General features: G+C 58.4%; 33 protein-coding genes. 17 read left to right on the forward strand and 16 right to left on the reverse strand.

What is annotated here, in order from left to right; genetic code table 11:
- The first annotated feature begins 24 nt into the window (after positions 1 to 24).
- The 6 genes from HKX44_RS16940 (at position 25) to HKX44_RS16965 (ending at position 3692) form a co-directional block, all read left to right on the forward strand.
- Positions 25 to 933: a LysR substrate-binding domain-containing protein gene (locus tag HKX44_RS16940; RefSeq protein ID WP_276152553.1), complete on the forward strand. Its 909-nt coding sequence runs from the start codon at positions 25 to 27 to the stop codon at positions 931 to 933.
- A gap of 178 nt (positions 934 to 1111) precedes the next feature.
- Positions 1112 to 1456 (forward strand): AtpZ/AtpI family protein, encoded by a 345-nt coding sequence (locus HKX44_RS16945; protein ID WP_276152554.1) that lies wholly within the window; start codon positions 1112 to 1114, stop codon positions 1454 to 1456.
- Between the two features lies 1 nt (position 1457).
- Positions 1458 to 2219 (forward strand): F0F1 ATP synthase subunit A, encoded by a 762-nt coding sequence (locus tag HKX44_RS16950; RefSeq protein WP_276152555.1) that lies wholly within the window; start codon positions 1458 to 1460, stop codon positions 2217 to 2219.
- A 57-nt stretch (positions 2220 to 2276) separates the two neighbouring features.
- On the forward strand, positions 2277 to 2501 hold the full coding sequence (locus tag HKX44_RS16955; RefSeq protein WP_011567586.1) for a F0F1 ATP synthase subunit C: 225 nt from the start codon (positions 2277 to 2279) through the stop codon (positions 2499 to 2501).
- A 97-nt stretch (positions 2502 to 2598) separates the two neighbouring features.
- Positions 2599 to 3126, forward strand: a complete 528-nt coding sequence (locus HKX44_RS16960) for a F0F1 ATP synthase subunit B' (protein ID WP_276152556.1) — start codon at positions 2599 to 2601, stop codon at positions 3124 to 3126.
- 5 nt (positions 3127 to 3131) lie between these two features.
- Positions 3132 to 3692: a F0F1 ATP synthase subunit B gene (locus HKX44_RS16965; protein ID WP_276152557.1), complete on the forward strand. Its 561-nt coding sequence runs from the start codon at positions 3132 to 3134 to the stop codon at positions 3690 to 3692.
- A gap of 105 nt (positions 3693 to 3797) precedes the next feature.
- Here the strand turns inward: HKX44_RS16965 and HKX44_RS16970 are convergent, their stop codons facing one another.
- Positions 3798 to 4565, reverse strand: a complete 768-nt coding sequence (locus HKX44_RS16970) for an FCD domain-containing protein (protein WP_276152558.1) — start codon at positions 4563 to 4565, stop codon at positions 3798 to 3800.
- Between the two features lie 111 nt (positions 4566 to 4676).
- Here HKX44_RS16970 and HKX44_RS16975 point away from each other — a divergent pair, with 111 nt between their 5' ends.
- On the forward strand, positions 4677 to 5078 hold the full coding sequence (locus tag HKX44_RS16975) for a hypothetical protein (protein ID WP_276153150.1): 402 nt from the start codon (positions 4677 to 4679) through the stop codon (positions 5076 to 5078).
- Positions 5079 to 5231: 153 nt separating this feature from the next.
- Positions 5232 to 8687 (forward strand): chromosome segregation protein SMC, encoded by a 3456-nt coding sequence (gene smc / locus HKX44_RS16980; protein WP_276152560.1) that lies wholly within the window; start codon positions 5232 to 5234, stop codon positions 8685 to 8687.
- An 89-nt stretch (positions 8688 to 8776) separates the two neighbouring features.
- Here smc and HKX44_RS16985 read toward each other — a convergent pair whose 3' ends face one another.
- From HKX44_RS16985 to HKX44_RS17000, 4 genes are read right to left on the reverse strand one after another with little or no spacing between them, the layout of a single operon-like run.
- Entirely contained in the window at positions 8777 to 9172 is a 396-nt protein-coding gene (locus tag HKX44_RS16985) for a rhodanese-like domain-containing protein (protein ID WP_276152561.1), read from the reverse strand.
- 14 nt (positions 9173 to 9186) lie between these two features.
- A complete protein-coding gene (locus tag HKX44_RS16990) occupies positions 9187 to 10368 on the reverse strand; it encodes a lytic murein transglycosylase (RefSeq protein ID WP_276152562.1) in 1182 nt (393 codons plus the stop codon).
- Between the two features lie 9 nt (positions 10369 to 10377).
- Positions 10378 to 11292 carry an adenosylcobinamide-phosphate synthase CbiB gene (gene cbiB, locus HKX44_RS16995; RefSeq protein ID WP_276152563.1) on the reverse strand — a complete coding sequence of 305 codons (915 nt, stop codon included), beginning with the start codon at positions 11290 to 11292 and terminating at the stop codon, positions 10378 to 10380.
- A complete protein-coding gene (locus tag HKX44_RS17000; RefSeq protein ID WP_276152564.1) occupies positions 11289 to 12230 on the reverse strand; it encodes a threonine-phosphate decarboxylase in 942 nt (313 codons plus the stop codon). The genes cbiB and HKX44_RS17000 overlap by 4 nt, the downstream gene beginning before the upstream one ends.
- Before the next feature lie 170 nt (positions 12231 to 12400).
- Here HKX44_RS17000 and HKX44_RS17005 point away from each other — a divergent pair, with 170 nt between their 5' ends.
- Entirely contained in the window at positions 12401 to 12817 is a 417-nt protein-coding gene (locus tag HKX44_RS17005) for a response regulator (protein ID WP_346348189.1), read from the forward strand.
- 10 nt (positions 12818 to 12827) lie between these two features.
- Here HKX44_RS17005 and HKX44_RS17010 read toward each other — a convergent pair whose 3' ends face one another.
- Positions 12828 to 13802, reverse strand: coding sequence for a glutathione S-transferase family protein (locus HKX44_RS17010; protein WP_276152565.1), 975 nt, complete (start codon positions 13800 to 13802; stop codon positions 12828 to 12830).
- A gap of 160 nt (positions 13803 to 13962) precedes the next feature.
- Here HKX44_RS17010 and HKX44_RS17015 point away from each other — a divergent pair, with 160 nt between their 5' ends.
- On the forward strand, positions 13963 to 14313 hold the full coding sequence (locus HKX44_RS17015) for a hypothetical protein (protein WP_276152566.1): 351 nt from the start codon (positions 13963 to 13965) through the stop codon (positions 14311 to 14313).
- 12 nt (positions 14314 to 14325) lie between these two features.
- Here HKX44_RS17015 and HKX44_RS17020 read toward each other — a convergent pair whose 3' ends face one another.
- Both HKX44_RS17020 and HKX44_RS17025 read right to left on the reverse strand, forming a co-directional pair.
- Complete coding sequence (locus HKX44_RS17020) at positions 14326 to 15369, reverse strand: fatty acid desaturase (protein ID WP_276152638.1); 1044 nt, start codon at positions 15367 to 15369, stop codon at positions 14326 to 14328.
- A gap of 191 nt (positions 15370 to 15560) precedes the next feature.
- The gene (locus HKX44_RS17025; protein ID WP_276152567.1) at positions 15561 to 16097 is read right to left on the reverse strand and encodes a winged helix-turn-helix transcriptional regulator; all 537 of its coding nucleotides are present in this window, start codon (positions 16095 to 16097) and stop codon (positions 15561 to 15563) included.
- Between the two features lie 40 nt (positions 16098 to 16137).
- On the opposite strand from HKX44_RS17025, the gene HKX44_RS17030 reads away from it, so the two are divergent.
- Positions 16138 to 16515: a VOC family protein gene (locus tag HKX44_RS17030; RefSeq protein ID WP_276152568.1), complete on the forward strand. Its 378-nt coding sequence runs from the start codon at positions 16138 to 16140 to the stop codon at positions 16513 to 16515.
- Between the two features lie 17 nt (positions 16516 to 16532).
- On the opposite strand, the gene HKX44_RS17035 is transcribed toward HKX44_RS17030, so the two are convergent.
- On the reverse strand, positions 16533 to 17702 hold the full coding sequence (locus HKX44_RS17035) for a MalY/PatB family protein (RefSeq protein WP_276152569.1): 1170 nt from the start codon (positions 17700 to 17702) through the stop codon (positions 16533 to 16535).
- 97 nt (positions 17703 to 17799) lie between these two features.
- Between HKX44_RS17035 and def (HKX44_RS17040) the strand changes: the two genes are divergently transcribed.
- From def (HKX44_RS17040) to HKX44_RS17060, 5 genes are read left to right on the forward strand one after another with little or no spacing between them, the layout of a single operon-like run.
- On the forward strand, positions 17800 to 18318 hold the full coding sequence (def, locus tag HKX44_RS17040) for a peptide deformylase (protein WP_276152570.1): 519 nt from the start codon (positions 17800 to 17802) through the stop codon (positions 18316 to 18318).
- The gene (gene def, locus HKX44_RS17045; protein WP_276152571.1) at positions 18315 to 18812 is read left to right on the forward strand and encodes a peptide deformylase; all 498 of its coding nucleotides are present in this window, start codon (positions 18315 to 18317) and stop codon (positions 18810 to 18812) included. The genes def (HKX44_RS17040) and def (HKX44_RS17045) overlap by 4 nt, the downstream gene beginning before the upstream one ends.
- Entirely contained in the window at positions 18809 to 19306 is a 498-nt protein-coding gene (gene def, locus HKX44_RS17050) for a peptide deformylase (RefSeq protein ID WP_276152572.1), read from the forward strand. The genes def (HKX44_RS17045) and def (HKX44_RS17050) overlap by 4 nt, the downstream gene beginning before the upstream one ends.
- Positions 19307 to 19338: 32 nt before the next feature.
- On the forward strand, positions 19339 to 20253 hold the full coding sequence (gene fmt / locus HKX44_RS17055; protein ID WP_276152573.1) for a methionyl-tRNA formyltransferase: 915 nt from the start codon (positions 19339 to 19341) through the stop codon (positions 20251 to 20253).
- Positions 20254 to 20257: 4 nt separating this feature from the next.
- Positions 20258 to 20494, forward strand: a complete 237-nt coding sequence (locus HKX44_RS17060; protein ID WP_276152574.1) for a hypothetical protein — start codon at positions 20258 to 20260, stop codon at positions 20492 to 20494.
- Between the two features lie 42 nt (positions 20495 to 20536).
- Here HKX44_RS17060 and HKX44_RS17065 read toward each other — a convergent pair whose 3' ends face one another.
- The 6 genes from HKX44_RS17065 to ispH form a co-directional block, all read right to left on the reverse strand.
- On the reverse strand, positions 20537 to 21160 hold the full coding sequence (locus tag HKX44_RS17065; RefSeq protein ID WP_276152575.1) for a trimeric intracellular cation channel family protein: 624 nt from the start codon (positions 21158 to 21160) through the stop codon (positions 20537 to 20539).
- Complete coding sequence (rnhA, locus tag HKX44_RS17070; protein ID WP_276152576.1) at positions 21157 to 21609, reverse strand: ribonuclease HI; 453 nt, start codon at positions 21607 to 21609, stop codon at positions 21157 to 21159. Before rnhA ends, HKX44_RS17065 begins: the two co-directional genes overlap by 4 nt.
- Entirely contained in the window at positions 21602 to 22195 is a 594-nt protein-coding gene (locus HKX44_RS17075; RefSeq protein WP_276152577.1) for a class I SAM-dependent methyltransferase, read from the reverse strand. Before HKX44_RS17075 ends, rnhA begins: the two co-directional genes overlap by 8 nt.
- Positions 22192 to 22644, reverse strand: a complete 453-nt coding sequence (locus HKX44_RS17080) for a DUF3429 domain-containing protein (protein ID WP_276152639.1) — start codon at positions 22642 to 22644, stop codon at positions 22192 to 22194. Before HKX44_RS17080 ends, HKX44_RS17075 begins: the two co-directional genes overlap by 4 nt.
- 11 nt (positions 22645 to 22655) lie before the next feature.
- Entirely contained in the window at positions 22656 to 23270 is a 615-nt protein-coding gene (locus HKX44_RS17085) for a LysE family translocator (protein ID WP_276152578.1), read from the reverse strand.
- A gap of 75 nt (positions 23271 to 23345) precedes the next feature.
- Complete coding sequence (ispH, locus tag HKX44_RS17090) at positions 23346 to 24296, reverse strand: 4-hydroxy-3-methylbut-2-enyl diphosphate reductase (protein ID WP_276152579.1); 951 nt, start codon at positions 24294 to 24296, stop codon at positions 23346 to 23348.
- 266 nt (positions 24297 to 24562) lie between these two features.
- Between ispH and HKX44_RS17095 the strand changes: the two genes are divergently transcribed.
- Complete coding sequence (locus tag HKX44_RS17095) at positions 24563 to 25567, forward strand: response regulator (protein ID WP_276152580.1); 1005 nt, start codon at positions 24563 to 24565, stop codon at positions 25565 to 25567.
- A gap of 69 nt (positions 25568 to 25636) precedes the next feature.
- Here HKX44_RS17095 and HKX44_RS17100 read toward each other — a convergent pair whose 3' ends face one another.
- Positions 25637 to 26194 (reverse strand): NYN domain-containing protein, encoded by a 558-nt coding sequence (locus tag HKX44_RS17100; protein ID WP_276152581.1) that lies wholly within the window; start codon positions 26192 to 26194, stop codon positions 25637 to 25639.
- Positions 26195 to 26304 lie beyond the last annotated feature (110 nt).

A 26304-nucleotide genomic window follows, 5' to 3' on the forward strand; every position in this document is an offset into this window, starting at 1 on the left:
TGTGCAAAAACTGCACATGTTCTTATGACCAGACAACTTCCTCCCCTGAATGCTTTGCGCGCCTTTGAGGCGGCGGGCCGTCATCAGAGCTTTACGCGCGCAGCAGAGGAGCTGGCGGTAAGCCATTCCTCCATCAGTCGCCATGTGCGCGGGCTTGAAGATCGCCTCGGGGTGCAGCTGTTTCGTGATTTGCCCCGTGGCCTGGAATTATCGGAGTATGGCGCGGCCTACCTGGCGCAGGTGTCGCCGGCGCTGGATGCGATTGCCTCGGCGACTGAAACCCTGACCGAAGTACCCAAAGGGACGGTTTGGGTGAATTCGGAGACCCTGTTTGCGACCAAGCTCTTGGTGCCGCAGCTTGGTGGTTTCGCAGCCCTGCATCCGGATATCGAGATCAGGCTGGAGGCCTCGCGGCATTTGGCGGATGTGGCGCGTTACGAGGCGGATCTTGCCATCAGGTTTGTGCGCCCCGAAAACCGGTATTCCGGCGCCCAGTTGCTGAGTGATGCGCCGATGCATCCCTATGCCTCGCCCCAATTGCTGACGTCGCCCCTCACGTCAACGCGCGATTTGCTGTCCTATCCGCTTTTGAAGGACCGCAGTAGCGGCACATGGGATATGTGGTTTGCATTGACTGGAGAGGTCGCGCCGCAAGAGGTGCCGCAATCTTCTTGGCGGATGAGCTCGGTTCTGGCGGTTGAGGCGGCGGTCGCAGGGCAGGGCATACTGCTGGTCTCGGACGAGGTGGTCGCAGGCGAAGTTGCCGCAGGGCGACTGATCCGTATTTCCGAGGTCGGGTTTCGTGAAGGCGGCTATTATCTTCTGCAAGGCGAAGGCGTGATGCGCCGGCAGGCGGTACGGGTTTTCCGGGATTGGCTGATGGCGCAAACAGCCTGTTGGCGGCAAGTGGCAGAGCCAACAATCAACCAATAAGTTGAATGTCCAACATGTCGAGGTCTGTGGTGAAATCGGCTCGGATGGCATGTGACCTGCTTGGGTATTCACGGGAAATCTGTTTCTTTACAACTGCCTAGCTATCTTTCCCCGTGTGTTGACTCTGCCCCTCTAGATGATTAGCAACCTCGTAAGAATTCCACTGGGGAATTGTACCGTGTCAGATCAAGACCTTCGCGCTCTGGAAGCTAAGATCGAAGCCGCAAAAGCGCGCTCGGCACCGGCAAAACCCCATCAGGAAGAGCATTATTCCCAAGCGCAGCTTGCGTGGCGGATGGTGATCGAATTGGTGGCCGGTCTTGGGATCGGTTTCGGCATCGGATACGGGTTGGATGTGCTGTTTGGTACGCTTCCCATCTTTATGGTGCTGTTTGTCATGCTGGGTCTTGCGGCGGGGGTAAAAACGATGCTCCGCTCGGCGCAAGAAATCCAGAACAAGAAAATGGCCCAAGAGGCCAGCAGGAACGCGCCCCTCGGGGACGACAAGAACGAAGGAGCCTGAGATGGCCACAGAGACACACGGCGCGGAAGAAGGCGGATTGGTTTTCCACCCGATGGACCAGTTCATCGTCAAGCCATTCCTTGGTGAAGGCAGCGATGTTGCATGGTACACAGTAACCAACGCGACAGTGTGGATGTTTCTCGCCGTTATCGCGACGTTCCTGTTGTTGGTGCTGGGCAGCTCAAAGCGTTCAGTAATCCCTTCACGGATGCAGTCAGTTGCAGAACTGGCCTACGGTTTTGTGTATAAGATGGTCGAAGATATCTGCGGCAAAGAAGGGGTGAAATACTTCCCCTACATCATGACCCTGTTCATGTTCATTGTTTGCTCGAACTTCCTTGGTCTGTTGCCGACGTCCTTTACACCGACATCGCACTTTGCGGTTACCGTTGTTCTGGCCTTCGCAGTGTTCATTACAGTGACTGTTCTTGGTTTTGTCAAAAACGGCGCAGCGTTCCTTGGCCTGTTCTGGGTGTCCTCGGCACCGTTGGCCCTGCGTCCGGTTCTGGCGATCATCGAGCTGATTTCGTACTTTGTACGCCCGGTCAGCCACTCTATTCGTCTGGCTGGTAACGTCATGGCGGGCCACGCGGTGATCAAGGTTTTCGCAGGCTTCGCAGCGCTGACACTGGTGTCCCCGGTTGCGATCCTCGGCATTACCGCAATGTACGGTCTGGAGGTCCTCGTGTCCTTTATTCAGGCCTACGTCTTTACGATCCTGACATGCGTGTACCTCAAGGACGCGCTGCACCCATCACACTAACGACGGCGGGAAATCTCCCGCCCCTACCTTATACTTCCAACCCATAGGAGAATACTCATGGAAGGCGAACTCGCACACATCGGCGCAGGTCTGGCAGCAATCGGTTCCGGCGCAGCCGCAATCGGTGTTGGTAACGTTGCAGGCAACTACTTGGCAGGCGCTCTGCGCAACCCATCTGCTGCTGCATCCCAGACAGCCACATTGTTCATCGGCATCGCGTTCGCAGAAGCCTTGGGGATCTTCGCATTCCTCGTTGCTCTGCTGTTGATGTTCGCTGTTTAATCTTCGGTAACGACTTTCTTATGCGCGGGCAGGGGCAATCCCCTGCCCGCGCATAAGTCCCACATCGCTCGGGTCTCGTTTCCAAGGAGAAGCCAAAATGGCAACTGAAACACATAGCGCAGAGGTGGCCTCGGCTCCCGGCATGCCACAGCTGGATTTTTCCACTTGGGGCAACCAGATCTTCTGGCTCGTGCTTGCGCTTATTGCAATTTATTTGATCCTGTCGCGGGTCGCATTGCCCCGCATCGGTGCGGTTCTGGCAGAGCGTTCCGGCACGATCACCAATGATCTGGCTGCGGCCGAAGATCTGAAAGCCAAAGCTGTCGAAGCTGAAGCGGCATATGAAAAAGCGCTGGTTGATGCCCGCGCCGAAGCCAGCAACATCGTCGAAAGCGCTAAGGCAGAGATCAAGGCAGACCTTGATGTCGCCATCGCAAAAGCCGATGCGGAGATTGCAGCCAAGGCTGCGGAATCCGAGAAAGCCATCAGCGAAATTCGCGCCTCTGCTTTGGAGAACGTGAAAGTCGTGGCCAAAGACACCGCCAAAGAGATTGTTGCTGCCCTTGGTGGCAAGGCTGACGCCAAAACGATCACCGCCGCGGTTACAGCCCGGATGAAAGGATAAACACCATGCGTTTGACCCTTACAGCCGCGTTGGCCACCGTCGCCGCCTCTCCGGCATTTGCCGCTTCCGGCCCGTTTTTCTCGCTCGGCAACACCGACTTTGTTGTGCTGCTGGCGTTCCTTTTGTTCATCGCTGTGCTGTTTTACTTCAAAGTGCCGGGCCTTCTGGGTGGTATGTTGGACAAGCGCGCCGAGGGCATCAAATCCGAACTGGATGAAGCCCGCAAACTGCGTGAAGAAGCACAAACCCTGTTGGCCTCTTACGAGCGCAAGCAGAAAGAAGTGCAGGAACAGGCTGATCGCATCGTTGCTGCTGCCAAAGAAGAGGCAACAGCCGCAGGTGCCCAAGCGCGTGTTGATCTTGAAAAATCCGTTGCGCGTCGCATGGCCGCTGCGGCTGATCAGATCGACTCCGCAGAAGCGGCTGCCGTCAAAGAAGTGCGCGACCAAGCCGCAGCCATTGCTGTTGCCGCTGCCCGCGACGTGATTGCCAAACAGATGTCTGCCGCAGAAGGTAATGCACTGATTGACGATGCAATCAAGCAAGTGGATGCCAAGCTGCACTAGGCTGGTAAATCGACAAGAATAGCGAAAGCCCTGACCCTTGCGTCGGGGCTTTTGCGTTTTTGGGGAATTCTCGGCCTGCCGGTGGCACACGATGCGCCAATAAACTTAGCTGTTGGTTTCGTGTTCCAGCCGCTGGCGGGCGATACGCTCGTTGCGCTCGGCCTTTTGCTGATCCGCCAGAGATGCCTCTACAAAATCAAGGTGTGTTTCAATGGCGGCACGGGCGGCTGCACTGTCTCGGGCCTGAAGCGCGTCATTGATGGCACGGTGCTGGTCCAGCAAGGCGGCCCGATTGGTGCGTTGTTTGAACATCACCTGCCGGTTGTAGAACACACCACCCCGCAACAGCTCGTACATTGACCGCATCATATGCAACATCACCACGTTGTGGCTCGCCTCGATGATGGCCATGTGAAACTGCGCGTCCAGCTGTGCCTCTTCCGTGGCATCGCGTTTTTCATGGGCGGCTTCCATCTTTTGAAAGACCGCATCGACAACTGCCAGATCGGTGTCTGACCCCAGCCGCGCCGCCCGTTCTGCCGCAAGGGCCTCCATGTCGCGCCGGAAAGATAGGTAGTCAAACACCGCCTCGTCATGGCGGCCAAAAAGCGCGACCAAAGCGGGGGAGAAAGCACTGCCCAAAACGTCAGCAACATAAACGCCTGCACCGGGCTTGGCGCTGAGCAGCCCCACTGCACGCAGTTCCGAAATCGCGTCGCGCAAAGATGGGCGCGACACCTTAAGCCGCTCGGCCAGCTCGCGTTCCGGTGGCAACCGCTCGCCAGCGCGCAATATCCCGCGCAGAATCAGTTGTTCGATCTGACGGACAACCGCAGTAGACAGTTTTTCGGAGGTAACGGGCTGAAATGGCATTCGGCTTCCCTTGCATTGGGTTGATTATATGACCGCAATCCTGCCGGAGCAATGATCCCGCCGCCGCTGAATGACTTCTGTTCAGTGTTCCTTATGTCGGATGTTAAGCCAATGTTAACCACATTGGCGGACCGTCTGCGGATGCTACGCTGTCTCTTGATCCTGCCGTTTCTGGCACTCGCAGGGTGTAATATGCCCAGTGCCGATTTTCGCGGCCTTTCGCCGATCCGGATCACGGTACAAGGCTCGACTTTCGAGGTGCGCCAAAAGGGCAACCGTGCCGAGGCAATTCGCGTTAACCCGCAATACGCCCCGCGCATTGGTCCTATCCACGACCGCGCGGCGGTTGCCATGGCCCGGGTAAGTGGGTGCCGCGTCGCCGGCGTATCGGGGGATCAGGCGCAGATTTTTGGCAGGCTTGATTGTGGGAACGGAGCCGCTGCAAAACCGGCGGTCCCCCTGGAACTTGATTGTGTTCCTCTGCGCGGGTCGGGTATAGCGGAAATCGGATAGATACGGGTTGACCTTGACTGTGATCCGGCCTGACTTTGCTATATCTTGTGGATAACTTTGCCAGTTTGGCCATGCCTTGTGGTCATCGCTTGACACAACCCCATACGGACCCGCATTTTACAGAACGCAGGAATCATCGGGGCCCCGTCACAAGTGCGCTTTTCCAAACTCAGACTGACAGGCTTCAAAAGCTTCGTTGACCCGACCGACCTGATCATCGCTGATGGTCTGACCGGTGTTGTCGGGCCGAATGGCTGTGGCAAATCCAATTTGCTGGAAGGGCTGCGTTGGGTCATGGGGGAAAACCGTCCGACCGCGATGCGCGGCGGCGGTATGGAGGATGTGATTTTTGCCGGTGCCGCTACCCGTCCGGCCCGCAACTTTGCCGAAGTGGCCCTATACATTGATAACACCGAACGTCTGGCCCCGGCGGGGTTCAACGAAAGTGACAACCTTGAAATCGTCCGCAGGATAACGCGGGACGTTGGCAGCGCCTATAAGGCGGGCGGCAAGGATGTGCGCGCCCGTGATGTGCAGATGTTGTTCGCTGATGCCTCGACCGGTGCGCATTCACCGGCATTGGTGCGGCAGGGCCAAATTTCCGAACTGATTAATGCCAAGCCGAAAAACCGCCGTCGGATTCTTGAAGAGGCTGCCGGGATCTCCGGCCTGTACCAGCGTCGCCACGAGGCCGAACTCAAGTTGAACGGGGCCGAGGCCAACCTTGCACGGGTCGATGATGTCATCGAGCAATTGGCAGCCCAGCTGGCCCAGTTGGCCCGTCAGGCGCGCCAGGCCGCGCGTTACCGCGAGATTGGCGATTCCCTGCGTCGGGCCGAAGGCATGTTGCTTTATCGTCGTTGGCGCGAGGCGGAAGACGCCCGCGCGGCGGCTGATGTTGAATTGCGGACCCGATCGGCGGCGGCGGCCCAGGTGCAGGGTCTTGTGCAAACTGCTGCGAAGGCGCGGCAAGCCGCCGAAGATGCCCTGCCAGCCCTGCGTGAAGAAGACGCCATTGCCGCCGCCGTGCTGCAACGCCTGTCGGTCCAGCGCGATACTCTGACCGAGCAGGAAACCCGCGCCCAACAGACAATCGAGACACTGAATGGCCGGATTGCGCAACTGTCCCGTGATATCGAGCGCGAAGCCGGCCTGAACCGCGATGCCGGTGACACGATTGAGCGGCTGGAGTGGGAAGCCCGCGAGCTGGCGAAAGCAGGCGAAGGACATGAACAGGCGCTGGAAGCTGCATCACTGGCCGCACAGGAAGCGGCTGCTGTTTTGCAGGCCCGCGAAAGTGATTTGTCAGAGCAGACCGAAGACGTGGCCCGGTTGGCTGCGCGTCATGGATCGGCCCAACGCCTGCTGGAAGACAGCCGCAAGACACAGAACAAATCGGAAAGCGAAGCCCAGAAGGCACAGATCGCCGCAGCGCAAAGCCAGGCCACGCTGGATCAGGCCAAGGCCGATTTTGAAACCGCACAGGCGGCAGAGCTGGCCGCGGTTGCCGCCTCTGAACAGGCCGAAGAGGCGCTGATTAGGGCTGAAGAGGCCCGGGCGGAAACGCAGGCGCGTGAAGCGGACGCACGGGGCGAGCGTTCCGAGGCCGAAGGCGAGATGAACGCGCTGCGGGCCGAGGTTGCGGCCCTCGCCAAGCTGGTTGAGCGGGACACTGCCGAGGGTGGCCAGATTCTGGATCGTTTGCAGGTGGAACACGGCTTTGAAAAGGCATTGGGGGCTGCTCTTGCCGATGATCTTCGGGCACCCGAGGTTGAAGACGATGGCCCGTCCGGATGGGCGGTGCTGCCCCGTTATGATCTGTCCCAGCCTCTGCCGGCAGGGGTGACCCCGCTTTCCCAGCATGTTTCGGTACCCGATGTTCTGGACCGGCGGATGGGCCAGATCGGGCTGGTTGATCCTGATGAGGGGGCCGGATTACAGGCGGCCCTGTTGCCGGGCCAGCGGCTGGTCTCGCTTGAAGGCGACCTGTGGCGCTGGGACGGGTTTCGCGCTTGGGCCGAAGATGCGCCGTCGGCGGCAGCGCTGCGGCTGCAACAACTGAACCGCCTTGAGGTGCTCAAGCAGGCGTTGGAACAGGCCAGCCAGCAAGCTGAAGGCGCTCGCGCTGCGCATGACAGTCTGACACGTCGTTTGGCCGAACAGACTGATGCAGACAAGCGTGCCCGAGAAGCCCGCCGAAACGCGGATCGCGCTGTGGCGGAGGCGGGGCGCGCCCTCAGCCGTGTCGAAGCGGATCGTAACCTTGCCGAGGGCCGGCTGGAAAGTCTTGGCCTTGCGGTGAAGCGCCATGAGGATGAAGCCATGGCGGCACGGGGGCGCGTGCTTGAGGCGGAACGCGCCTTGGCGGAATTGGGTGATCTCGCCGAGGCCCGCGCCGGCATCGAGGATCTGCGCATGACGGTCGAGGCTGCGCGCATCACGATGATGTCGCGCCGTTCGGCCCATGACGAGCTGCGCCGTGAAGGCGACGCACGGGTCAAGCGGTCGCAGGAAGTGACCAAGGAAGTCAGCGGTTGGCGCCACCGTCTGGAAACTGCGGAGAAACGCAGCACGGAATTGGTTGAGCGTAAACAAACCTCCGAGGCAGAGCTGAACGAAGCCAGCGCAGCACCGGCAGAGATTGCCGCAAAACGCGACGAGTTGAGCGATGCCATCCAGACCGCCGAGGCGCGCAAGGCGGCAGCGGCAGATGGTTTGTCCGCTGCTGAGGGTGGATTGCGCGAGGCCGCAGTGGCAGAGCGCGAGGCGGAGCGGGACGCGTCGGAAGCCCGCGAGGCCCGCGCCCGTTCTGAGGCCCGCGCCGAAGCGGCCAAGGAAACCGTTGCCGCAGCGGCAGAACGGATTTTGGAAGACAGCCAGATGACCCCGGAACAGCTTTTGGCGTCGCTGGACACGGCACCGGAAAATATCCCCGACGGTGGTGTGCTTGAGGCGGATGTGAACCGGCTCAAACGGCAGCGCGATGCCTTGGGGGCGGTCAACTTGAGGGCCGAAGAAGACGCCAAAGAGGTGCAGGAAGAATTTGACATGCTGACCGGCGAAAAGGCCGATCTGGAGGAAGCAATCAAGACCCTGCGCTCAGGCATTGCCAGCCTGAACCGTGAAGGGCGTGAACGTTTGTTGACAGCGTTTGAACAGGTGAATTCAAATTTCTCGATGCTCTTCACCCATCTGTTTGGCGGCGGTGATGCAAACTTGGTGATGGTGGAGTCTGATGATCCACTGGAAGCGGGGCTTGAGATCATGTGCCAGCCACCGGGTAAGAAACTCAGCACACTCAGCCTGCTGTCGGGGGGGGAACAGACGCTGACAGCCATGGCGCTGATTTTCGCGGTCTTTCTTGCCAACCCCGCGCCGATCTGTGTGCTGGACGAGGTTGATGCTCCGCTGGATGACGCCAATGTCACGCGCTTTTGTGATCTGCTGGATGAGATGTGCCGCCAGACCGCTACGCGTTTTCTGATCATCACCCACCATGCGGTGACCATGGCGCGGATGGATCGGTTGTTTGGCGTGACCATGGCCGAACAGGGTGTCAGTCAGCTGGTGTCAGTGGACCTGAAGAAAGCCGAAACGCTGGTTGCCTAACTTGAGGCATCACGCACCCCTTTTCGCTTTCACCCAAAAGGACAGGCCGCGAACAAGGGGTGCAAGTTTACTCAAAATGCTATAGCTGGCTATTTCGGTGCGGGTTTCTCAATTGGGCCGCCGGCCTTTTCCCAATCGACAAATCCGTCTTTCAGGTGGGCCGCATCAAACCCCATGTCTTGCAGCGTTGCCACTGAAATCGCAGATCGCCATCCTGAAGCGCAGTGAAAGACGAACTTTTTGTCCTCGCTAAAGACATCCTTGAAATAGGGGCTGTCCGGGTCGACCCAGAATTCCAGCATCCCACGCGGACAGTGAAAACTGCCTGGGATGAACCCGGTCCGCATCCGTTCGCGCGGATCGCGAAGATCGACGATCTGGACCGTCGGGTCATCAACCATCGCGATACCATCTGCGGTGTCGATTTCTTTAATGCGGGCGCGGGCAGCGGCGACCATTTCGGCGGCGGATATCTTGAGGGCCATGGGGTTCCTTTGGTTCAGAGTTTTGCCAGCAGCGCGGGCGTCGGCCAGCCGTCAACGGCCATGCCAAGGCGCGCCTGTTCGATACGCACGGCAGCCCGGGTGGCGGCACCCAGAATACCGTCGATACCGCCAACATCATGGCCGCGCGCCTGTAACCGTGTCTGAAGGGTTTTCATGTCAGCACCTTCCAGCCCCTGATCGGGAGTGCCAGCATCAAACACCTGTGCCCCTTGCAAACGGGTGGCGAAATAGGCGGCGGTCATCACATAGGTGAAACTTTGGTTCCAGTCGAAATACACCCGGAAATTGGGGTAGGCGACAAAGGCAGGCCCCTTGTGCCCCTGTGGCAGCAAAACCGAAACACCAAGGCCGCTGCGCAGGGGGCCATTGCGTGGCCGCACGCCAAGGGCCTGCCAGTCTTCGACGGTTTTTACGGTGTCCAATCCGGTGAGGGACCAGTTAAAATTCGCCGGCATCTCTACTTCGGCCAGCCAGGGTTCGCCCGCCCGCCATCCAAGATCTTGCAACATTTTGCCGCCAGACATCAGGGCATCCGGCGCAGAGGTCTTGAGGGACACCTTGCCATCGCCATCTCCGTCCACCCCGTTCTCCAGAATATCGCGGGGCAGCATCTGGACCATGCCGATTTCACCAGCCCATGCGCCCGTCGTCTTGCGTGGATCAAACTGGCCCTTTTCAAAAAGCTCTACCGCGGCAAGAACTTGCGGGCGAAACAGTTCGGGGCGACGGCAATCATGGGCCAGGGTGACCAAGGCGTTGGCGGTATTAAAGTCGCCCTGAAAGGCACCATAATCCGTTTCAAAAGCCCAAAAGGCCAGCAGCACGCCACGATCAACGCCAAAGTCACGTTCGATCCGGTCAAATACAGTTCCATATCGTTCGGCATTTGCACGCCCGCGATTGATCCGGTCGTCCGAGATCAGACGCCGTGAAAACGCAACAAAAGGCAGCTGAAACACACCTTGTTTCCGGTCGGCTTGCAGCACCGCCGGATCCTGTCGGACAGATGAGAAAAAGGCATCCACCGTGGTTTGTGATCTGCCATGTGCAAGGGCTTCGGATTTCAGGTCAGAGACAAAGGCGGCAAAGGGCCCGCCGCATGGTACGGCCTGGGATTGCGCAAGGCCGGATTGGGCCAGCCCGGCAAACATCAGGGAGAGGAAGAAGCGTCGCATTGAAATTCCTTAACCGATTAAAATACCAACCACGGCCAGCAGGACCAAACCTGTCGCCCAAGCGTGCCACAGGCGGGAAATGCAGGCGTCGATCTGGAGCGGGCCGATGGCGCGGGCACCCTGTGGGTTGACCCATGAAAACTCTTGCATGACACCATCATAAGCGCGCGGTCCCGCGAGTGCCACCTTGATGGCGCGGGCCATTGCCGCCTCGGGCCAGCCCGCATTCGGGGATTTGTGCAAGGCTGCATCCCGACGGATTTCGGACCAATGGTAAAGGCCATTGGCTGGCACGGCGATCAGCAGGGCCGTGAGGCGGGCAGGCACCCAGTTCAGCACATCGTCAAGCCGCGCCGCGGCCCATCCGAAATCCGCAAACCGCGGAGTTAGATAGCCGATCATACTGTCGGCCGTGTTGATCAGTTTATAGATCAGCAGCCCCGGCAGGCCCCCGATCAGGAACCAGAAAGCCGGCGCGATTACCCCGTCGCTCAGGTTCTCCGCGGCGCTTTCGATGGCAGAGCGGGCAACCGCAGGCGGTGCCATATCACGGGTGTCCCGGCTGACGATCATCGCAACGGCGCGGCGCCCCTCAGGCAGGGACAGGCGCAACCCGTCAGCTACAGCGCGGACATGCTGGACGAGTGACCGTTGTGCCAGAAGGATGGCGGCGACAATGATTTCGGCCAGCGGCCCAAACAGCCCCAGCACATAGCCAAGCACAGAACCTGTTACCACCAGACCCAGCACAACACCGATGCCTTTGGCCTTGCGGCCCGCGCCGTTGTTAAATGTCCTGTCGCACCAGCCGACAAGCCGCCCCATCAGGACCGCAGGGTGGGGTAGGCGCTGCCAGAGCCAGCCCGGCTCTCCCAACAGGGCATCAAGCAAAAGCGCTGCAACGAGGATGGCAGCGCCGCTCATGCCAACGCGGCCTCCAACTGCGCCCAGCCGTCGCCAGGTGGTAGCCCAAGCCGCAGCCAGCGGGAATTGTAAGGAAAGATGCGGCTCCAGACATGGTGCCTTGCCAGACGGGTTTGCCACTGGCTTGCATCCTCAACATCATAGAGCCGGAACAGTGACGTACCACCAACCAGTTTAGCTCCCTGTGCCAGCATCAAGCGGTCAAGGCGGCTGGCGTCCTGTTCCAGTCTGGCCCGGGTTTCGCTGGCCCAAGTGGTATTTTGCAGGGCATGAGTGCCGATCGCAAGCGCCGGTCCGGCCACGGCCCACGGCCCCAGCATCGCGTCAAGACGCGCCAGCAACGCAGGGTCTCCGATGACGAAGCCAAGGCGCAGTCCGGCCAATCCCCAGAATTTGCCGAAACTTTTCAGCACAAGCGTGCCAGGGGTCGTGGCCTCGCTGATGAGGGTCATATCCGGCGTCACATCGCAAAAGCTTTCGTCTATCACGCGTAGAGCGCCGGTGCAGTCCTGCGCGCACCATTCCCTGCCGTCGGGGTTGTTGGGATGGACATGGACGCTTGCCCCTTGTGGGGTTTTATCGGTGACCTCCCAACCGGCAGCGGCAAAACTGGCGGCGTGTTCGTTATAGGTCGGTCCGGGGATGGCAACGCGTCCTCTGTCCGCCAAAAAGGGGATATGGGCGATGGCCGCGGATGCGCCCGCGACGGGCAGGATGCCAGCCTCGTCGGGCACAGACCAGAACCGCCGCGCCGCCGCGATCAATGCCTCGCGCGCGGTCACATCAGGCAGGGCTGTCCATGCGGTCCCGGGGATAGGGGGCACCGGATAGGGGGCCGGATTGATGCCGGTCGACAGGTCCAGCCAGCCATCACGCTGCCCCCCGAAACGGTCGACCGCAGCATCAAGGTTGCCGCCATGGTCGCGATTGCTTTGCATGTGTCCAATACACCTTATTGAAAATCGTTTGCGAAACTCTGCCGCTGTCATCCACTGGCAGAGCGGAAAAACGCCGCTTTTTCAAGGGAAGTTTTGGCGGGTTAACCTATTCCGATGTGAATTAACCAGTTGTTAATGATTTGTTAACGAATTGGACGGACCACAGGAATATGACTGTTGACCTTTCCCCGTTGCCCGCAAGGCAAAGCGCACAAATGTGTGTTCTGATTGTCGAAAGCCGGCCCGAGTTGGGGAACCTTTGGCAACGGCATCTGGCCCGTCAGAACATGCGCGCAGATTGCGTGAGAACCCAGAATGCGGCCACGGCCCATATTGCGGAGCATGTTGTGGATGTGATTATCCTTGATCTGGTGATCGAGGGCGGCTCGGCGCTGGCGGTGTCGGATTTTGCCCAGAGTTGCCAGCCCGATGCGCGGGTTATTTTTGTGACTAACACCAGCTTTTTCTCGGACGGGTCGATCTTTGGGTTGGCAAAGAACGCACGTGCGTTTCTGCCTGCAGGCACCGCACCCGAGGATTTGGCGGTGATGGTGGAATATTATGGCACCCAAGGACGACCCGCCTAGGGATGCGGCCCTAGCTGCGCCCGTGTTGAGCCAGAAAATCAAGTTGGGGATTTACCGGGATGATCCGGTTGGGATTGATGGTGTCGTGGCTATAGTGATAGTGGCGCACGATGTGATCCATGTTCACCGTCGCCGCAATACCGGGTGTTTGGTATAGGTCGCGGGTATAGGCCCAAAGGTTCGGGTAATCGACGATCCGGTGGCGGTTACATTTGAAATGCAGATGGTAGACCATGTCAAAACGTACCAGCGTCGGGAACAACCGCCAGTCGGCCTCTGTCACCTGTGCCCCCATCAAATACCGGCTTTGCGACAGCCGTTCTTCGATCCAGTCAAGCGTGTCAAACAACGGGCCGACCGCCTCGTCATAGGCGGCTTGGGTGGTGGCGAAACCGCAGCGGTACACGCCGTTGTTGAAGCTGTCGTAAATGCGGTCATTCAACGATGCGATGGTGTCGCGCAGGGCCAGCGGCCAGTAATCTGCGGTATTGCCGGTGATGTCATCAAAGGCGCTGTTGAACATGCGGATAATTTCCGAGCTTTCGTTGGACACGATGGTGCCGCGCACCTTGTCCCACAGAATTGGCACCGTCACGCGGCCGCTGAACTTTGGATCGGCACGGGTATAGATGTCGCGGGCGAAGGGCAGATCAAAAAGCGTGTCGCCCGTGGCACCGGGGTAACCCGCGTCAAAGGTCCACCCATCGCTAAGCATGTCTGGATGCACCACACTGATGCTGATGTGGTTGTTCAGCTCTTTAAGGGCGCGAAAGATCAGGGTGCGGTGCGCCCAGGGGCAGGCATAGCTGACATAGAGATGATAGCGTCCACTCTCGGCCTTGAACCCGCCCTCGCCTGAAGGCCCCACCGATCCGTCAGCGGTGATCCAGTTGCGAAACTGCGCCGCAGAACGTTCGAATTTGCCACCCGAGGACTTGGTATCATACCATTTGTCCTGCCATTTACCGTCGACCAACAGGCCCATATCGCATCCTCTTCATGTTGTTAGGGGGAATGTAGTCTTGTTGTCATAATCTGCCCATATCAAGCAGAAGCGCAGGCGGGCTGCGCAGATGCACAGCTCGAATTAGGTTGATTTTTTAGTGGGATACGCCACGGTAGAGGGACTTGGGGTGGAGATTTTCATGGAAGCGATGTTGTCGAAAGAGATACTTGCGGGGCTTGATGCCGCGCGCAGCCAGACTTTGCGCCGCGCGTCACGGCTGCGGCTGGAAGTCGAAGGGCGGCATTATCCGGTTCTGCGTAAATGGAAGACGGGATTTTCGATTGCGGCGGAAAACGCGCCAGCCCTGCGAGGATTGGTCGATCTTTTCGACGGAAGTGACCATTTGTTCCAATGCTTGATTGTCGCAAGCGAGGAAGAGAGCGGCGAAATGCGGTTTGAATTTAAACGTGCGACCGCCGTTGCCACAGCGGCCGCACTTGATTTTGAACGCGCAATCGACGCGCCGGTTGCCTTGATCTCCGCGTATTAGACGCGAATCGGTTCAGGCGGCTTTGCCAGCAAGTTCCTTGAACCGGGCGCGCGCCTGAGAAAACGAAAGCAGACGTTTGCTTTCTTCATCCCACAGGTGCAGCCGCGCATTTTCCAGGCTTTCGCGGATCGTCATACGGTTCCCGTCGGCAAGGTCTTTGTGATCGCGCAGCACTTCGGGCAGGCGGTAAAACGGGATCCGGCTGTAAAGGTGATGCACGTGATGCACGCCGATGTTGGCGCTGACCCATTGCAGAACCGAGGGCATGACATAATGCGAGCTGCCGTGCAGCGCCGCCTCGTGCAGTTGCCAGTCTTCATTTTGCTCCCAATGGGTCGTTTCGAACTGGTGTTGGACGTAGAACAGCCAGACACCCGCCGTCGCCGCCAACAGGGTAGAGGGCACAAAAATCAGCAGGATCGGCATCAGTCCACCAAAATACAGGATCACCGCAAGCGCCGCGAGGATCACCGCATTGGTGCCCATCGCGCTGATCCAGTAGCGCAGATTATTCATCAAACCCAAGGGGATACGGTTCTGTAGGAAGAACAGGTATCCTGGCCCCAGACCGAACAGAATGATCGGATGTCGGTACAGGCGATAGATCAGCCGCTCAACCGGCCCGGCCTCGTGGTATTCGGCCAGTGTCATGGTGTGGACATCACCCATGCCCCGACGTCCAAGGTTGCCCGCGGAACTGTGGTGGATGGAATGGGTGCGCTGCCAGACGTCGTAGGGCGTCAGCGTCAGCACGCCAAGGGTACGCCCCAACCAGTCGCTAAGCGTGCGGTTCTTGAAAAATGCGCCATGGCCGCAATCATGCTGGATGGCGAAAAGACGCAATAGGAACGCGGCATTCAGCAGAGACAGGCCGAAGGTCAGCCAATAGCTGACCGAGAGTGACATCCATGCCAGTATCCAGATCAGCAGATAGGGGCCGATCGTCGTGGCCAGCTCGAAAGAGCTGCGCCAAGTGCTTGGTTCACGGTATTCGGCCAGAATTTTAACCCAATCTCTGGCTGGGCGTGTATCGGTAGAAGAGGAATGTTCGGACATGTGCCTGTTTTTCATTGTTGTCGCCCCTTCATAGAGCAATCGCCAGTTCACGCAAACGAGACTTGCGCGATGAACCTTAATAATCTGTTCACGGATAATTTTCGGCGGCTTTCTGCCTTGTAAAAACGTCTCGAAACATCTGAAATTGCGCAAAAATACCGCTGATAGCGCAGAGTTTTCGGGTCTAGAGGCTAAAGCGCCAGAGATACCGCCTTGCTGATGCGCATTCCGGCATTCACCGCATGATAGGTCGCACGTGGCGGGTGTGCATCTGTGTCGACGTGTCGCATGAGCCATCCGCGCCCCTGTAGCTGTTTGAAGGTTTGCGACAGCGCGCGGTCAGTGATCGCAGGCAGGGATGTCTTGATCTGGGTAAAGGAACGGGGAGTCGGGCTGACTGTCAGGACTGGCAGTGTCCAGGCCCGCCGCAGCAACGGCGTATCCTGTTCATCGGGCACTGCATTCAAGACCCGATGGGCCATTGCAGCAGCTTCGATGCCCGCAGGCGTCAGCCGGTATTCCGGTCGCATTGGGTGGCCGTGGCCCGGGTTGCGCTCCAGAAGGTCAAGGTCGATCAGATGTTTCAGGCTTTGGGCAAAGGCGGTGCGCCCCGCCTTGGTGGCTTGCAAAAGCGCGGCTTGGCGTCCGGGAACCCCCTGATCCAGCAGGGCAAGTATGCGCAGTGACCATGCGCGTGTGGTGATCTTGACAATTAAATTAACGTCCATAAAGTATAGTATATATATTTTTGATACAAAGGAAAAGCCCATGTCTGTTGTGACCGTTGACGACCAGATTACCATTGCCCTGTCGGTCCGCGACCGCCACGCCAGCGCGAAATGGTATACAGACATGTTGGGGTTTTCACTGCGGTTTCACATAGACGAGGCCGGCTGGAGCGAGATGTCGACAAACACCAAAGGCGTTGTTCTGGGACTGGGTGAGCAGGCGGAACCGGCACCGGGGAATGCGGTGCCGGTCTTTGGCGTGGCTGACATTACCGCCGCCCGCAGCGCCTTGGAGGCGGCAGGCGTGAAGTTCGACGGGCCGACTGAAACCATGGAAGGCATGGTCAGCCTCGCCTCTCTCTATGACCTTGACGGCAACGCCCTCATGATCGCGCAGGACCTGTCCAAAGGGGGCTGAGCCTGCTCCACGAGAGCCTATTGGAGGTCGCGAAACGCCTCTGCCAGCCGTTCACAGGCTTCTTGCACCCTGGCACGGGGGGTGGCGATATTGAACCGCAGGAAACTGTCGCCACCTTTGCCGAAGGTCGGGCCGTGATTCACGGCGATTTTTGCGTCTTCTTGCACGCGTCGGGTGAATTCATCGCGTGCCATACCAGTGTCTGCAAAATCGACCCAGGCCAGATAGGTGGCCTCAAGGTTCATTGACTTGAGACCGGGAATGGCATTGACCGCATCGTCAAACAGGCGGCGGTTGCCCTCCAGATAGGCCACCAGATCATCCACCCATGCCGCCCCTTCCGGTGAATAGGCGGCAGTTGCCATGAACAACCCGAAAGAGTTTGCCGAAAGTCCCATCGCCATCATCCGCGCGGCAAACTTTGCCCGTAAATCAGGGTCTTCGATGATCACATTGCCTGAATGACTGCCCGCGATGTTAAAGGTCTTGGTGGTAGCGGTCATCATAACCAACCGGTCAGTAACCCCGTCAATGCGGGACATCGGGATATGGGTGTTGCCGGGCATCACCAGATCGTGGTGGATTTCATCCGAGACCAGAATCAGATCGTGGCGTTTGGCAAAGTCGGCCACCCCTTGCAGCTCCGCACGGCTCCAGACGCGGCCACCGGGATTATGCGGTGAACACAGGATCAGCATCTTTTCGCCACCGGTCATCTGCGCATCCCACGCGTCAAAATCCATTTCGTAGCGGCCGGCGTTCACCGCCATCTCGCATTCGACAACCTTGCGGCCTGCGGCTTCGATCACCCGGGCAAAGGCATGATAAACCGGTGTGAACAATACGACACCGTCACCGGCAGAGGTATAGGCGTCGACACACATCGCGGTGCCGTTCACCAGGCCGTGGGTGGTGAAAATCCATGACGGATCAATCTCCCAGTTGTGGCGGGTTTTCATCCACCACTGGATCGCACCAAGGTATTTGCTGTCATCGCCGAAATATCCGTAAACGCCGTGATCCACCATGTTGCGGACGGCCTGTTGCACCACTTCAGGCGGGCGGAAATCCATGTCCGCCACCCACATTGCGATACCTTCATCACGCGGCACCCCATAAAGCGCCTCCATCTTGTCCCACTTGGCACAATGGGTGTCGCGGCGGTCGATGATCTCGTCAAAACTCATGGGGATGCTCCTGTTGGTCAGCGCGCAGGCTAGCGGGTTGGTTGCGGTCTGCAACCCCTTGCTTGCGCAGGCGCAGGCCATGGCCTACATCAGCCCCATGAAACGTACCATCCTTTTGCACCCCGACCCGCGCCTGAAAAAGACGGCCAAACCCGTTGCTGACCTGAGCGACGATTTGCGCAGTTTGGCTGATGATATGCTGCGCACCATGTACGAGGCCCCGGGCGTCGGGCTGGCGGCACCACAGGTGGGTGTGCTGGATCGGGTGATTGTGCTGGATTGTGTCAAGGAAGAGGGTGAAAAACCCCGTCCTTTGGTGATGTTCAATCCCCGGATCATCGCCGGTTCGGACGAGGAAAACACCTATGAAGAGGGCTGCTTGTCCCTGCCGGATCTTTATGCCGATGTGACGCGCCCCAAGGTGGTTGACGTCGAATGGATGGACCGCAACGGCAATCCGCAAAGTGAAACCTTTGATGGCTTATGGGCGACCTGTGTGCAGCATGAAATCGACCATCTGGATGGCAAGCTGTTCATTGATTATCTCAAGCCGCTCAAGCGTCAGATGATGACCCGTAAAATGGTCAAACTGAAACGTGAACTGGCACGCGGATGAGCGTCCTGCCGATTCTGCTGTGGCCGGACCGCCGCCTGACGGAAACCTGTGTGCCGGTCGCGGAAATCACCTCCGAACTCGAAACACTGGCCGCGGATATGTTGGAAACCATGTATGCCGCCCCCGGTCGCGGGCTGGCCGCGCCACAGGTTGGCGTGATGCAGCGGGTTTTTGTGATGGACGCTGGTTGGAAAGAAGGCAAATCCGACCCGCTGGTCTGTATCAACCCGATGTTGCAGGAAATCAGCGAGGACCGGCAGGTCAATGACGAGGGTTGTCTGAGCATTCCGGGGGTGACGGCATCCGTCAACCGACCTGCACAGGTGCAAATGGTCTGGACCGGCTTGAATGGCGGGCGCTATGTCCAGAGCTTTGACGGCTTTGCCGCCGCCTGCGTCCAACATGAACTGGATCATCTGGACGGGGTGGTCACCTTTGACCACCTTCCGGCGGTGGATCGCACAGCCCTGATCGCGGAGTATGACGCAAAATGACAGTTCGCAAAATCCTGCAATGGCCCGACAAGCGTCTGCGTACCAAAGCCGCAGAAGTGAGCGAAATCACCGATGAGATTCGCACGATTTGGCAAGACATGGTCGACACTATGGATGCGATGCCGGGGGTGGGCCTTGGCGCGCCGCAGATCGGTGTGATGCTGCAACTGGCCGTGGTGGATGCCTCCAGTGATCGCAAAAAACGGATACTGATGGCGAATCCACAGGTCATCGAATCTTCGGCCAAACCAAATGTGCATGAAGAGGCGAGCCCCTGTTTGCCCGGCGTCTCGGCCAAGATCACCCGACCGCGCGCTGTATCCGTACGGTATCTGAACGCTGATGGTGTGATTGCGCGGGGCGAATTTGTCGGGCTGGAAGCGACCAGCGTACAGCACCAGATCGACCATCTGGCGGGCCGGATGTACTTCGACAGGCTGAGCAAGACCAAGCGCGACATGCTGCTGCGCAAGGCGCTGAAGTTCAAGAATTAATCGCGGCCCTTGGCCATGATCAGGAGGTAGATATGCGTATCATTTTCATGGGGACGCCGGAGTTTTCTGTGCCGGTGCTGGATGCGCTGGTTGGGGCCGGGCACGAGATCGCTGCGGTCTATTGCCAGCCGCCCCGTCCGGCGGGGCGCGGCAAAAAGGACCGCCCGACACCGGTACATGCCCGCGCCGACGCGCTGGGCCTTGATGTACGCCACCCGGTGTCCTTGAAAACCGAAGAGGCACAAGCAGACTTTGCCGCCCTAAACGCGGATATCGCCGTGGTTGTGGCCTATGGATTGATCCTGCCACAGGCCATTCTGGATGCGCCGCGCGACGGGTGCCTGAATATTCACGCCAGCCTTCTGCCGCGTTGGCGCGGGGCGGCCCCGATTCATCGCGCCATCATGGCAGGTGATGCGACGACCGGTGTCTGCATCATGCAGATGGAGGCGGGGCTGGACACCGGGCCGGTATTGCTGCGCCGCGAAACCACAATTGGCGAGGTGGAAACCACTGCGCAATTGCACGACCGGCTCAGCGACATGGGTGCGCAGGCGATTGTTGCAGCGCTGGACGACCTGACGACGCTGACTGGCACACCGCAACCGGAGGAGGGCGTTACCTATGCGGCCAAGATAGACAAAGGCGAGGCGCGGATCGACTGGGCCCGCCCCGCGGTGGAAATAGATCGGCTGATCCGTGGCCTTTCCCCCTTTCCGGGGGCCTGGTTTGAACAGGCGGGCACACGGGTAAAGGCGCTGGGTTCGTCGCTTGCTGAAGGGGCCGGACAGCCCGGCGAGGTGCTGGATTCCGCCCTGCGCGTGGCCTGTGGCACAGGCGCGGTACAATTGACCCGCTTGCAACGGGCCGGAAAGGCAGCACAGGATGTCACGAGCTTTCAAAGCGGCGCACAGATTGCAGCCGGTACCCTGCTGAACGGAGATTGATGTTATGTTCCTTGTGCTTTTCGGCACTGTGGTGATCGCGGGCATCGTCGGCTATGCGGCGGAACGTACCGGCTGGACGCACAACGGTTATCTTCAGTCGATCATCATCTGTGTTGGCGGCGCGTTTCTGTTTTATTTTATCCGTATCATGTTCGGCTTTGGCTTTGCCTCACCGGGGTTGAATGCCATCCTGTCTTCAGTTGGGGCGCTGATCATCGTGCCGTTTCACTGGCGGCGATGACAGGATTGAGTTTATGGGCAAGATGAAGCTGGGGCGGTGCGTTTAGCCTTTGGGCGGGGTGCTTTTGTAGACCGGCAAGTGCCAGCCGAAAGTCAGGGATCCTGCCCGCAGGACCCATGTCACAGCGGCGCAGGCAAGCAGGGCCAGAGGTGTGTCCAACAAGTAGAATTTTGCAAGGCTTGCCGTGGCCGCACCGACAAAGGCGGCAGTGACGTAGAGTTCGCCTTGTTTAAGGATCAAAGGCACTTCGCCAACCACCACATCCCGCAGCAGCCCGCCCATACAGCCAGTGATCATCCCCATCAGAATGACAATTGTGGGTGAGTGATCAAGGCCAAGGGCCACACCGGCACCGGCGGCGACGGCAAAGGCCAAGGCGAAACTGTCCAGCCAGATCAATGTGCGCAAGCGGCTTTCAAAGATATGGGCGGTAAAGAAGATGATTAAAGCCGCGCCGGTGGCCAGCCCCAGATATGTGGGGTTGGCAATCCAGAAGATTGGGTTGCGGTCCAGCAGCAGGTCGCGGATCGTGCCGCCGCCCAGTGCGGTGATGCTGGCGATAAAGGCGAACCCGACCAGGTCAAGCTGTGCCCGGCTGGCCACCAAGGCACCGGTAACGGCAAAGACAAGCACAGAGCTGTAATCCAGTAGGGTGACGAGGGTCATGGTTTGAAAGGGGCCATGCCAGCACGTGCCAATTCATCGGCGCGTTCGTTTTCGGGGTGGCCTGCGTGGCCTTTAACCCATTCCCAAGTGACACGGTGACGGGCGTTTGCCGCATCCAGCCGCTGCCAGAGTTCGACATTCTTGACCGGTTTTTTCGCCGCATTTTTCCAGCCGTTTTTCTTCCAGCCGAAGATCCACGACGTGATGCCGTTCTTAACGTAATTGCTATCCGTCACGATGGTGATTTCTGTGTCGCGATCCAGCGTTTCCAGCGCGTGGATTGCGGCCAAAAGTTCCATCCGATTGTTGGTGGTCTGGGCCTCTCCGCCCTTCAACTCGCGTTCCTTGACGATCGTTTGGCCGTCCTTGGCCTGCATCAGGGCACCCCAACCGCCCGGGCCGGGGTTGCCGGAACAGGCCCCGTCTGTATAGGCATAAAGTTTAGCCATGGGCCGCCAGCCCGATCCAGTCGGCAAGCGTGCCGTCCAGCCCTTTGTCGCAACCTTGGCACGTGCCGGTCACGGTAAATCCTGCGGTGTTCAACAAACCTGTCAGTTCCTCTTTGGTGTAATAGGTATAAAGCCGGTCAAGGCTGTCGCGTTTGCTGCCTTCGCCGGATTTCAGCGCGATGTGAAAGATGCCGCGGGGTTTCAGGGCGCGGTGCAGGGCCGCCAGATGGGTGGGCATTGCCTCCCGCGGGGCGTGCAATAAGCTGAAGTTAGCCCAGATACCGTCGTAGATATCCGTGCCGGTGATCTGATCGAACCGGGCAAGACGGGCGGTGACACCTGCGTGCTGCGCCGCCATATCCACCATTTCCTGAACGGCGTCGGTCGCGGTTACGTGGTGGCCCTGTGCGGCGATGGCGGCGGCGAAATGCCCCGGACCACACCCCAGATCAAGCACCTCTGCACCTGCTGGCAGTGCCGCAAGGAAGGCAGGAAGCATGGCATCTTTTTCAACGGTGGCACCCACCACATCCGCATAGGTTTGGGCCTTGGCGGCATAGGTCCTGAGGGTCTTTTCGTCACTCACAGGAACACTCCGATACCAAGACAGATCAACACAACCACCGTCAGCTGAACCCTTAGGGCAACCCACCAGCTTGGGGTTAAATCCCAACGATGAAACGCGTAATCCAGCAGCAAGAGGCCCATAAACCCGGTACTGAGGTTGGTCAATGCGGATGTCACGCCGGTGCCGGGCATGAAGAACCACCACAGGGCAGGCAGGACTGACAGGGTATAGGCGGCCACGGCCTGTAAGCCGCGCGCATTGGTGGCAAATCCGAACAAAACACCGGACATGAAGGGCAGAATAATGCCGCCATAGCGGATCATGATCAAACGCCCTTCACCCAGCAAGAGACGCGGGATCGGCCAATCCGGCACGGCAAACAGGTCCAGCACCAGCAATGCGGCCCATATGAAAGGGATCAGCCCGGCGAGGCCAAGCAGCAATGCGGCAGCGGGAATTCGGCCCATCATCTGCATGGTTATGCCTGCTCCAATGAGAGGCGCCCGGCGAGAGCGGCGAAAATAGCAGCAAAGGAACGGTTGAGCCAGCGCATGACGGTTTCAGACCCCAGCAACCACACGCGGGCGGCAGCAGCGAACCAGCCGTAAAGCACAAATACCAAAAAGGTCATCGCCATGAACACGCCCCCCAGCAGCGCCATTTCCGCCGACGCAGTTGCGGTGTTCCCGCTGAGAAACGGGGGCAATAACGCCAGAAAGAAGATCGAAAGCTTGGGGTTCAGAATGTTGATTAATGCGCCGCGTCGCGCAATGATCCAGCCGGCTTCGGTGCTGCGGGTGGCGCTGACTGCAAGCGCCCCGCCTGATCTGAGGCTTTGCCATGCAAGGTACAACAGATATGCGACACCGGCGAATTTGACGCATGTGAACAGCAGCGCAGAAGTATGCAAAACCGCAGCAAGCCCAAGCGTCGCGGCGGCCAGATGTGGGACAATCCCAAACGTGCAGCCCAATGCGGCCCAGAACGCGGCCCGCCGTCCCTGACCCAGGCCGAGAGCCAAAGTATATATCACACCGGTGCCCGGGATGATTACGACGACCAATGCGGTCAGTAAAAACTGGAATGAAATCATGCTGCGCCTCTTTGGGGTGTGATAAAGGCAAACCTAGGGTGCCGCAGTTTGCAGGTAAAGCGCGGAGTGCCCCGTTCAGGCGGGGGTGCGCAATACGCGGGGCACTTTGAACTCTACGTTTTCCTGGGCGGTTTCCACCAATTCCCGCGTCACGCAATAACGCGCCTCAAAGGCGGCGATTACCTCGTTTATCAACACTTCAGGGGCAGAGGCACCGGCGGTGATTCCAATGCTGCGGATCCCTTCAAGGCTACGCCAATCAATGTCATCTGCCCGCTGTACCAGCTGCGCGTATTTACAGCCTGCGCGCGCTCCGACTTCGACCAGACGTTTGGAATTACTGGAATTGGGTGCGCCCACCACCAACATGGCATCACATTTGGGTGCCATCGCCTTGACCGCCTCCTGACGGTTAGTGGTGGCGTAACAGATGTCTTCCTTGTGCGGGCCAACAATTTCGGGAAAACGCGCGTTCAGTGCGGCGACGATCTCCGCGGTATCATCCACGCTTAGGGTGGTTTGGGTGACATAGGCCAATTTGGCCGGATCACGCACCGACACTTTGGCAACATCTTCGGGGGTCTCGACCAACAGGACCTCACCGTCAGGCAATTGCCCCATGGTGCCCACGGTTTCCGGATGGCCGGCATGACCGATCATGATCATTTGCAATCCGGCATCCGCATGGCGTTGTGCTTCGATGTGAACTTTGCTGACCAGCGGGCAAGTGGCGTCGACATAGACCATTTGGCGCGCTGCTGCTGCAGACGGCACGGATTTGGGAACACCATGGGCGGAAAAAATCACCGGGCGGTCGTCGGGGCATTCATCAAGCTCCTCGACAAACACCGCACCCTTGTCGCGCAAGCCGTCGACGACAAATTTATTGTGGACGATCTCGTGGCGTACAAAAACCGGCGCACCCCATTTTTCCAGTGCCATTTCAACAATCTTGATCGCTCGGTCGACACCGGCGCAGAACCCGCGCGGCGCAGCAAGGAACAGGGTCAATGGAGGCTTTGTCATCGGGGGATCCTTTGTTGCCAACAGACCTAATCCCTTGGGCCGAACAGGTCCAGCCCGTGCGCAATTTGTGTCAGCAGAGAATCAGTTAAACTTGGCGTTAACCAGAAAAGTTAACGGCCTTCAACTAAAGCTTGGATTTATGAATTGGATTATGTCTACATAATATCGAACCCCGGATAAAAGAAAGGCGGAAATAGCAAATTATGATTGGTAAACAGTTTGACTGTGTGTCGGGAGAGAGTCCCGAGATTGGATAAGAGACCTGATTGAGCTGGCAGAAGCTGGCGCGCGCGGTTGAGTGTACAAATGTGAAAGTACAGGCAATGCGACTACTGGCGGTAGATGACGACGAATTGATCCTCGAAATGGTCGGGGTATTCCTCGACACAATCGGATACAGCGATGTTGAGTGTGTAACCTCCGGCGCAGAAGCGCTTGCGGCAATTGCAGAAGCAAAGATCCCTTTTGACTGTATCCTTCTGGACATTCAAATGCCCGGTATGACCGGCATTCAGTTGATCCCCGAGATACGCGCGATTGAGGCCTATGCCTTCACGCCGATCATTATGCTGACCGCAATGTCCGATCGCAGCTGGATTGCGCAGGCATTTGCCGCTGGCGCGTGGGATTACGTGGCCAAACCTTTCGAGCTGTTCGAGTTAGAGGCGCGCCTGCATGCGGCCGAACTAAGGCTTGCCGAGAGCAAACGTTTTTTCGCGCGCCCCGAACATGCACCTGTACAGCTTGAGATCGCTGCGAAACGGCAGATTGCATTGCCGCGCCGCCAGTCCGGTGACACGCCTACCAAGAACGGGATGGTTCTGGAGGACGCATTTGAGAATTGCGTTCAAAGGATCATCAACGAGGCAGGGGCCGATTTGCGTGTCTTTGTGATTGAGCTGGAGGGGTTTAACAAGACGCTGTACGATTTGAGCGACGAGGCGCAAGCCTCCTATCCCGCCGAGATGGCGTTACAGCTCAGTAAATCCTTGTCGTCGCATCAGTCTATCGTGACCTATCGCGGTGACGGGCAGTTTCTTGCGCTGTCCTATGCTGTCGAAAACAAGGATGTCGGCAGGTTGGACCAGTTGGTGAAAAAAGCAGCGCGCAAGACCGACAGTAGGATTTTCCAATGCGGGTCTCGGAAAACCGCATTTCGTACCGGATACGCCCGCGTGTCGGATGTACCCACGGGGGCGAATCCGTTGCAGATCATTCACATCGCAGAAAAACGCCTGCAAGAGGCGAGTAGAGCGCTCGCTGACACGTAATTCGCCATGCTGGGCGCACCGCTCTAAGGGAGGCAAAAAGGTCTGCGGCTGGGCGCAGACCTTTTGTATTTATTCCGGGCGTGGGGTGAAATCATTGTCGCGTGGCGGGCGACCGATCACATCCTTTAGGTCTTCAAGTTCGATAAAGTTGTCAACCTGACGGCGCAATTCATCGGAAATCATTGGTGGCTGACTGCGAATTGTAGAAACGCAAGACACCCGAACCCCTTGGCGTTGCAAACTTTCAACCAGCGGGCGGAAATCGCCGTCGCCCGAAAAGATCACAATGTGGTCTACATGCGGGGCCAGTTCCATCGCATCCACGGCCAGTTCGATGTCCATGTTCCCTTTGACTTTACGTCGGCCCATGCTGTCGGTGTATTCCTTGGCCGGTTTGGTCACCATCGAGAAACCGTTGTAGTTCAGCCAGTCCACCAAGGGACGGATCGGAGAGTATTCGTCGTTTTCCAAAAGGGCAGTGTAATAGAACGCACGCAACAGTTTGCCCCGCCGCATGAACTCGTGGCGCAACAATTTATAGTCGATATCGAACCCCAGCGTCTTTGCTGCCGCATAGAGGTTTGACCCATCAATAAAGAGTGCCAGTCGCTCGTCTTTATAAAACATTTATACCCTTCCGGCGATATGGTCGCCAAACTCTGAACTATCACGTATTCATCGTGTCAGAACGTAATGTAGTTGTGCGCTTGAAAAGGAATCGCGCCGAACCTGTAATA

This window comes from Sulfitobacter sp. M05 (assembly GCF_029285175.1).
Classification (GTDB): Bacteria; Pseudomonadota; Alphaproteobacteria; order Rhodobacterales; family Rhodobacteraceae; genus Sulfitobacter.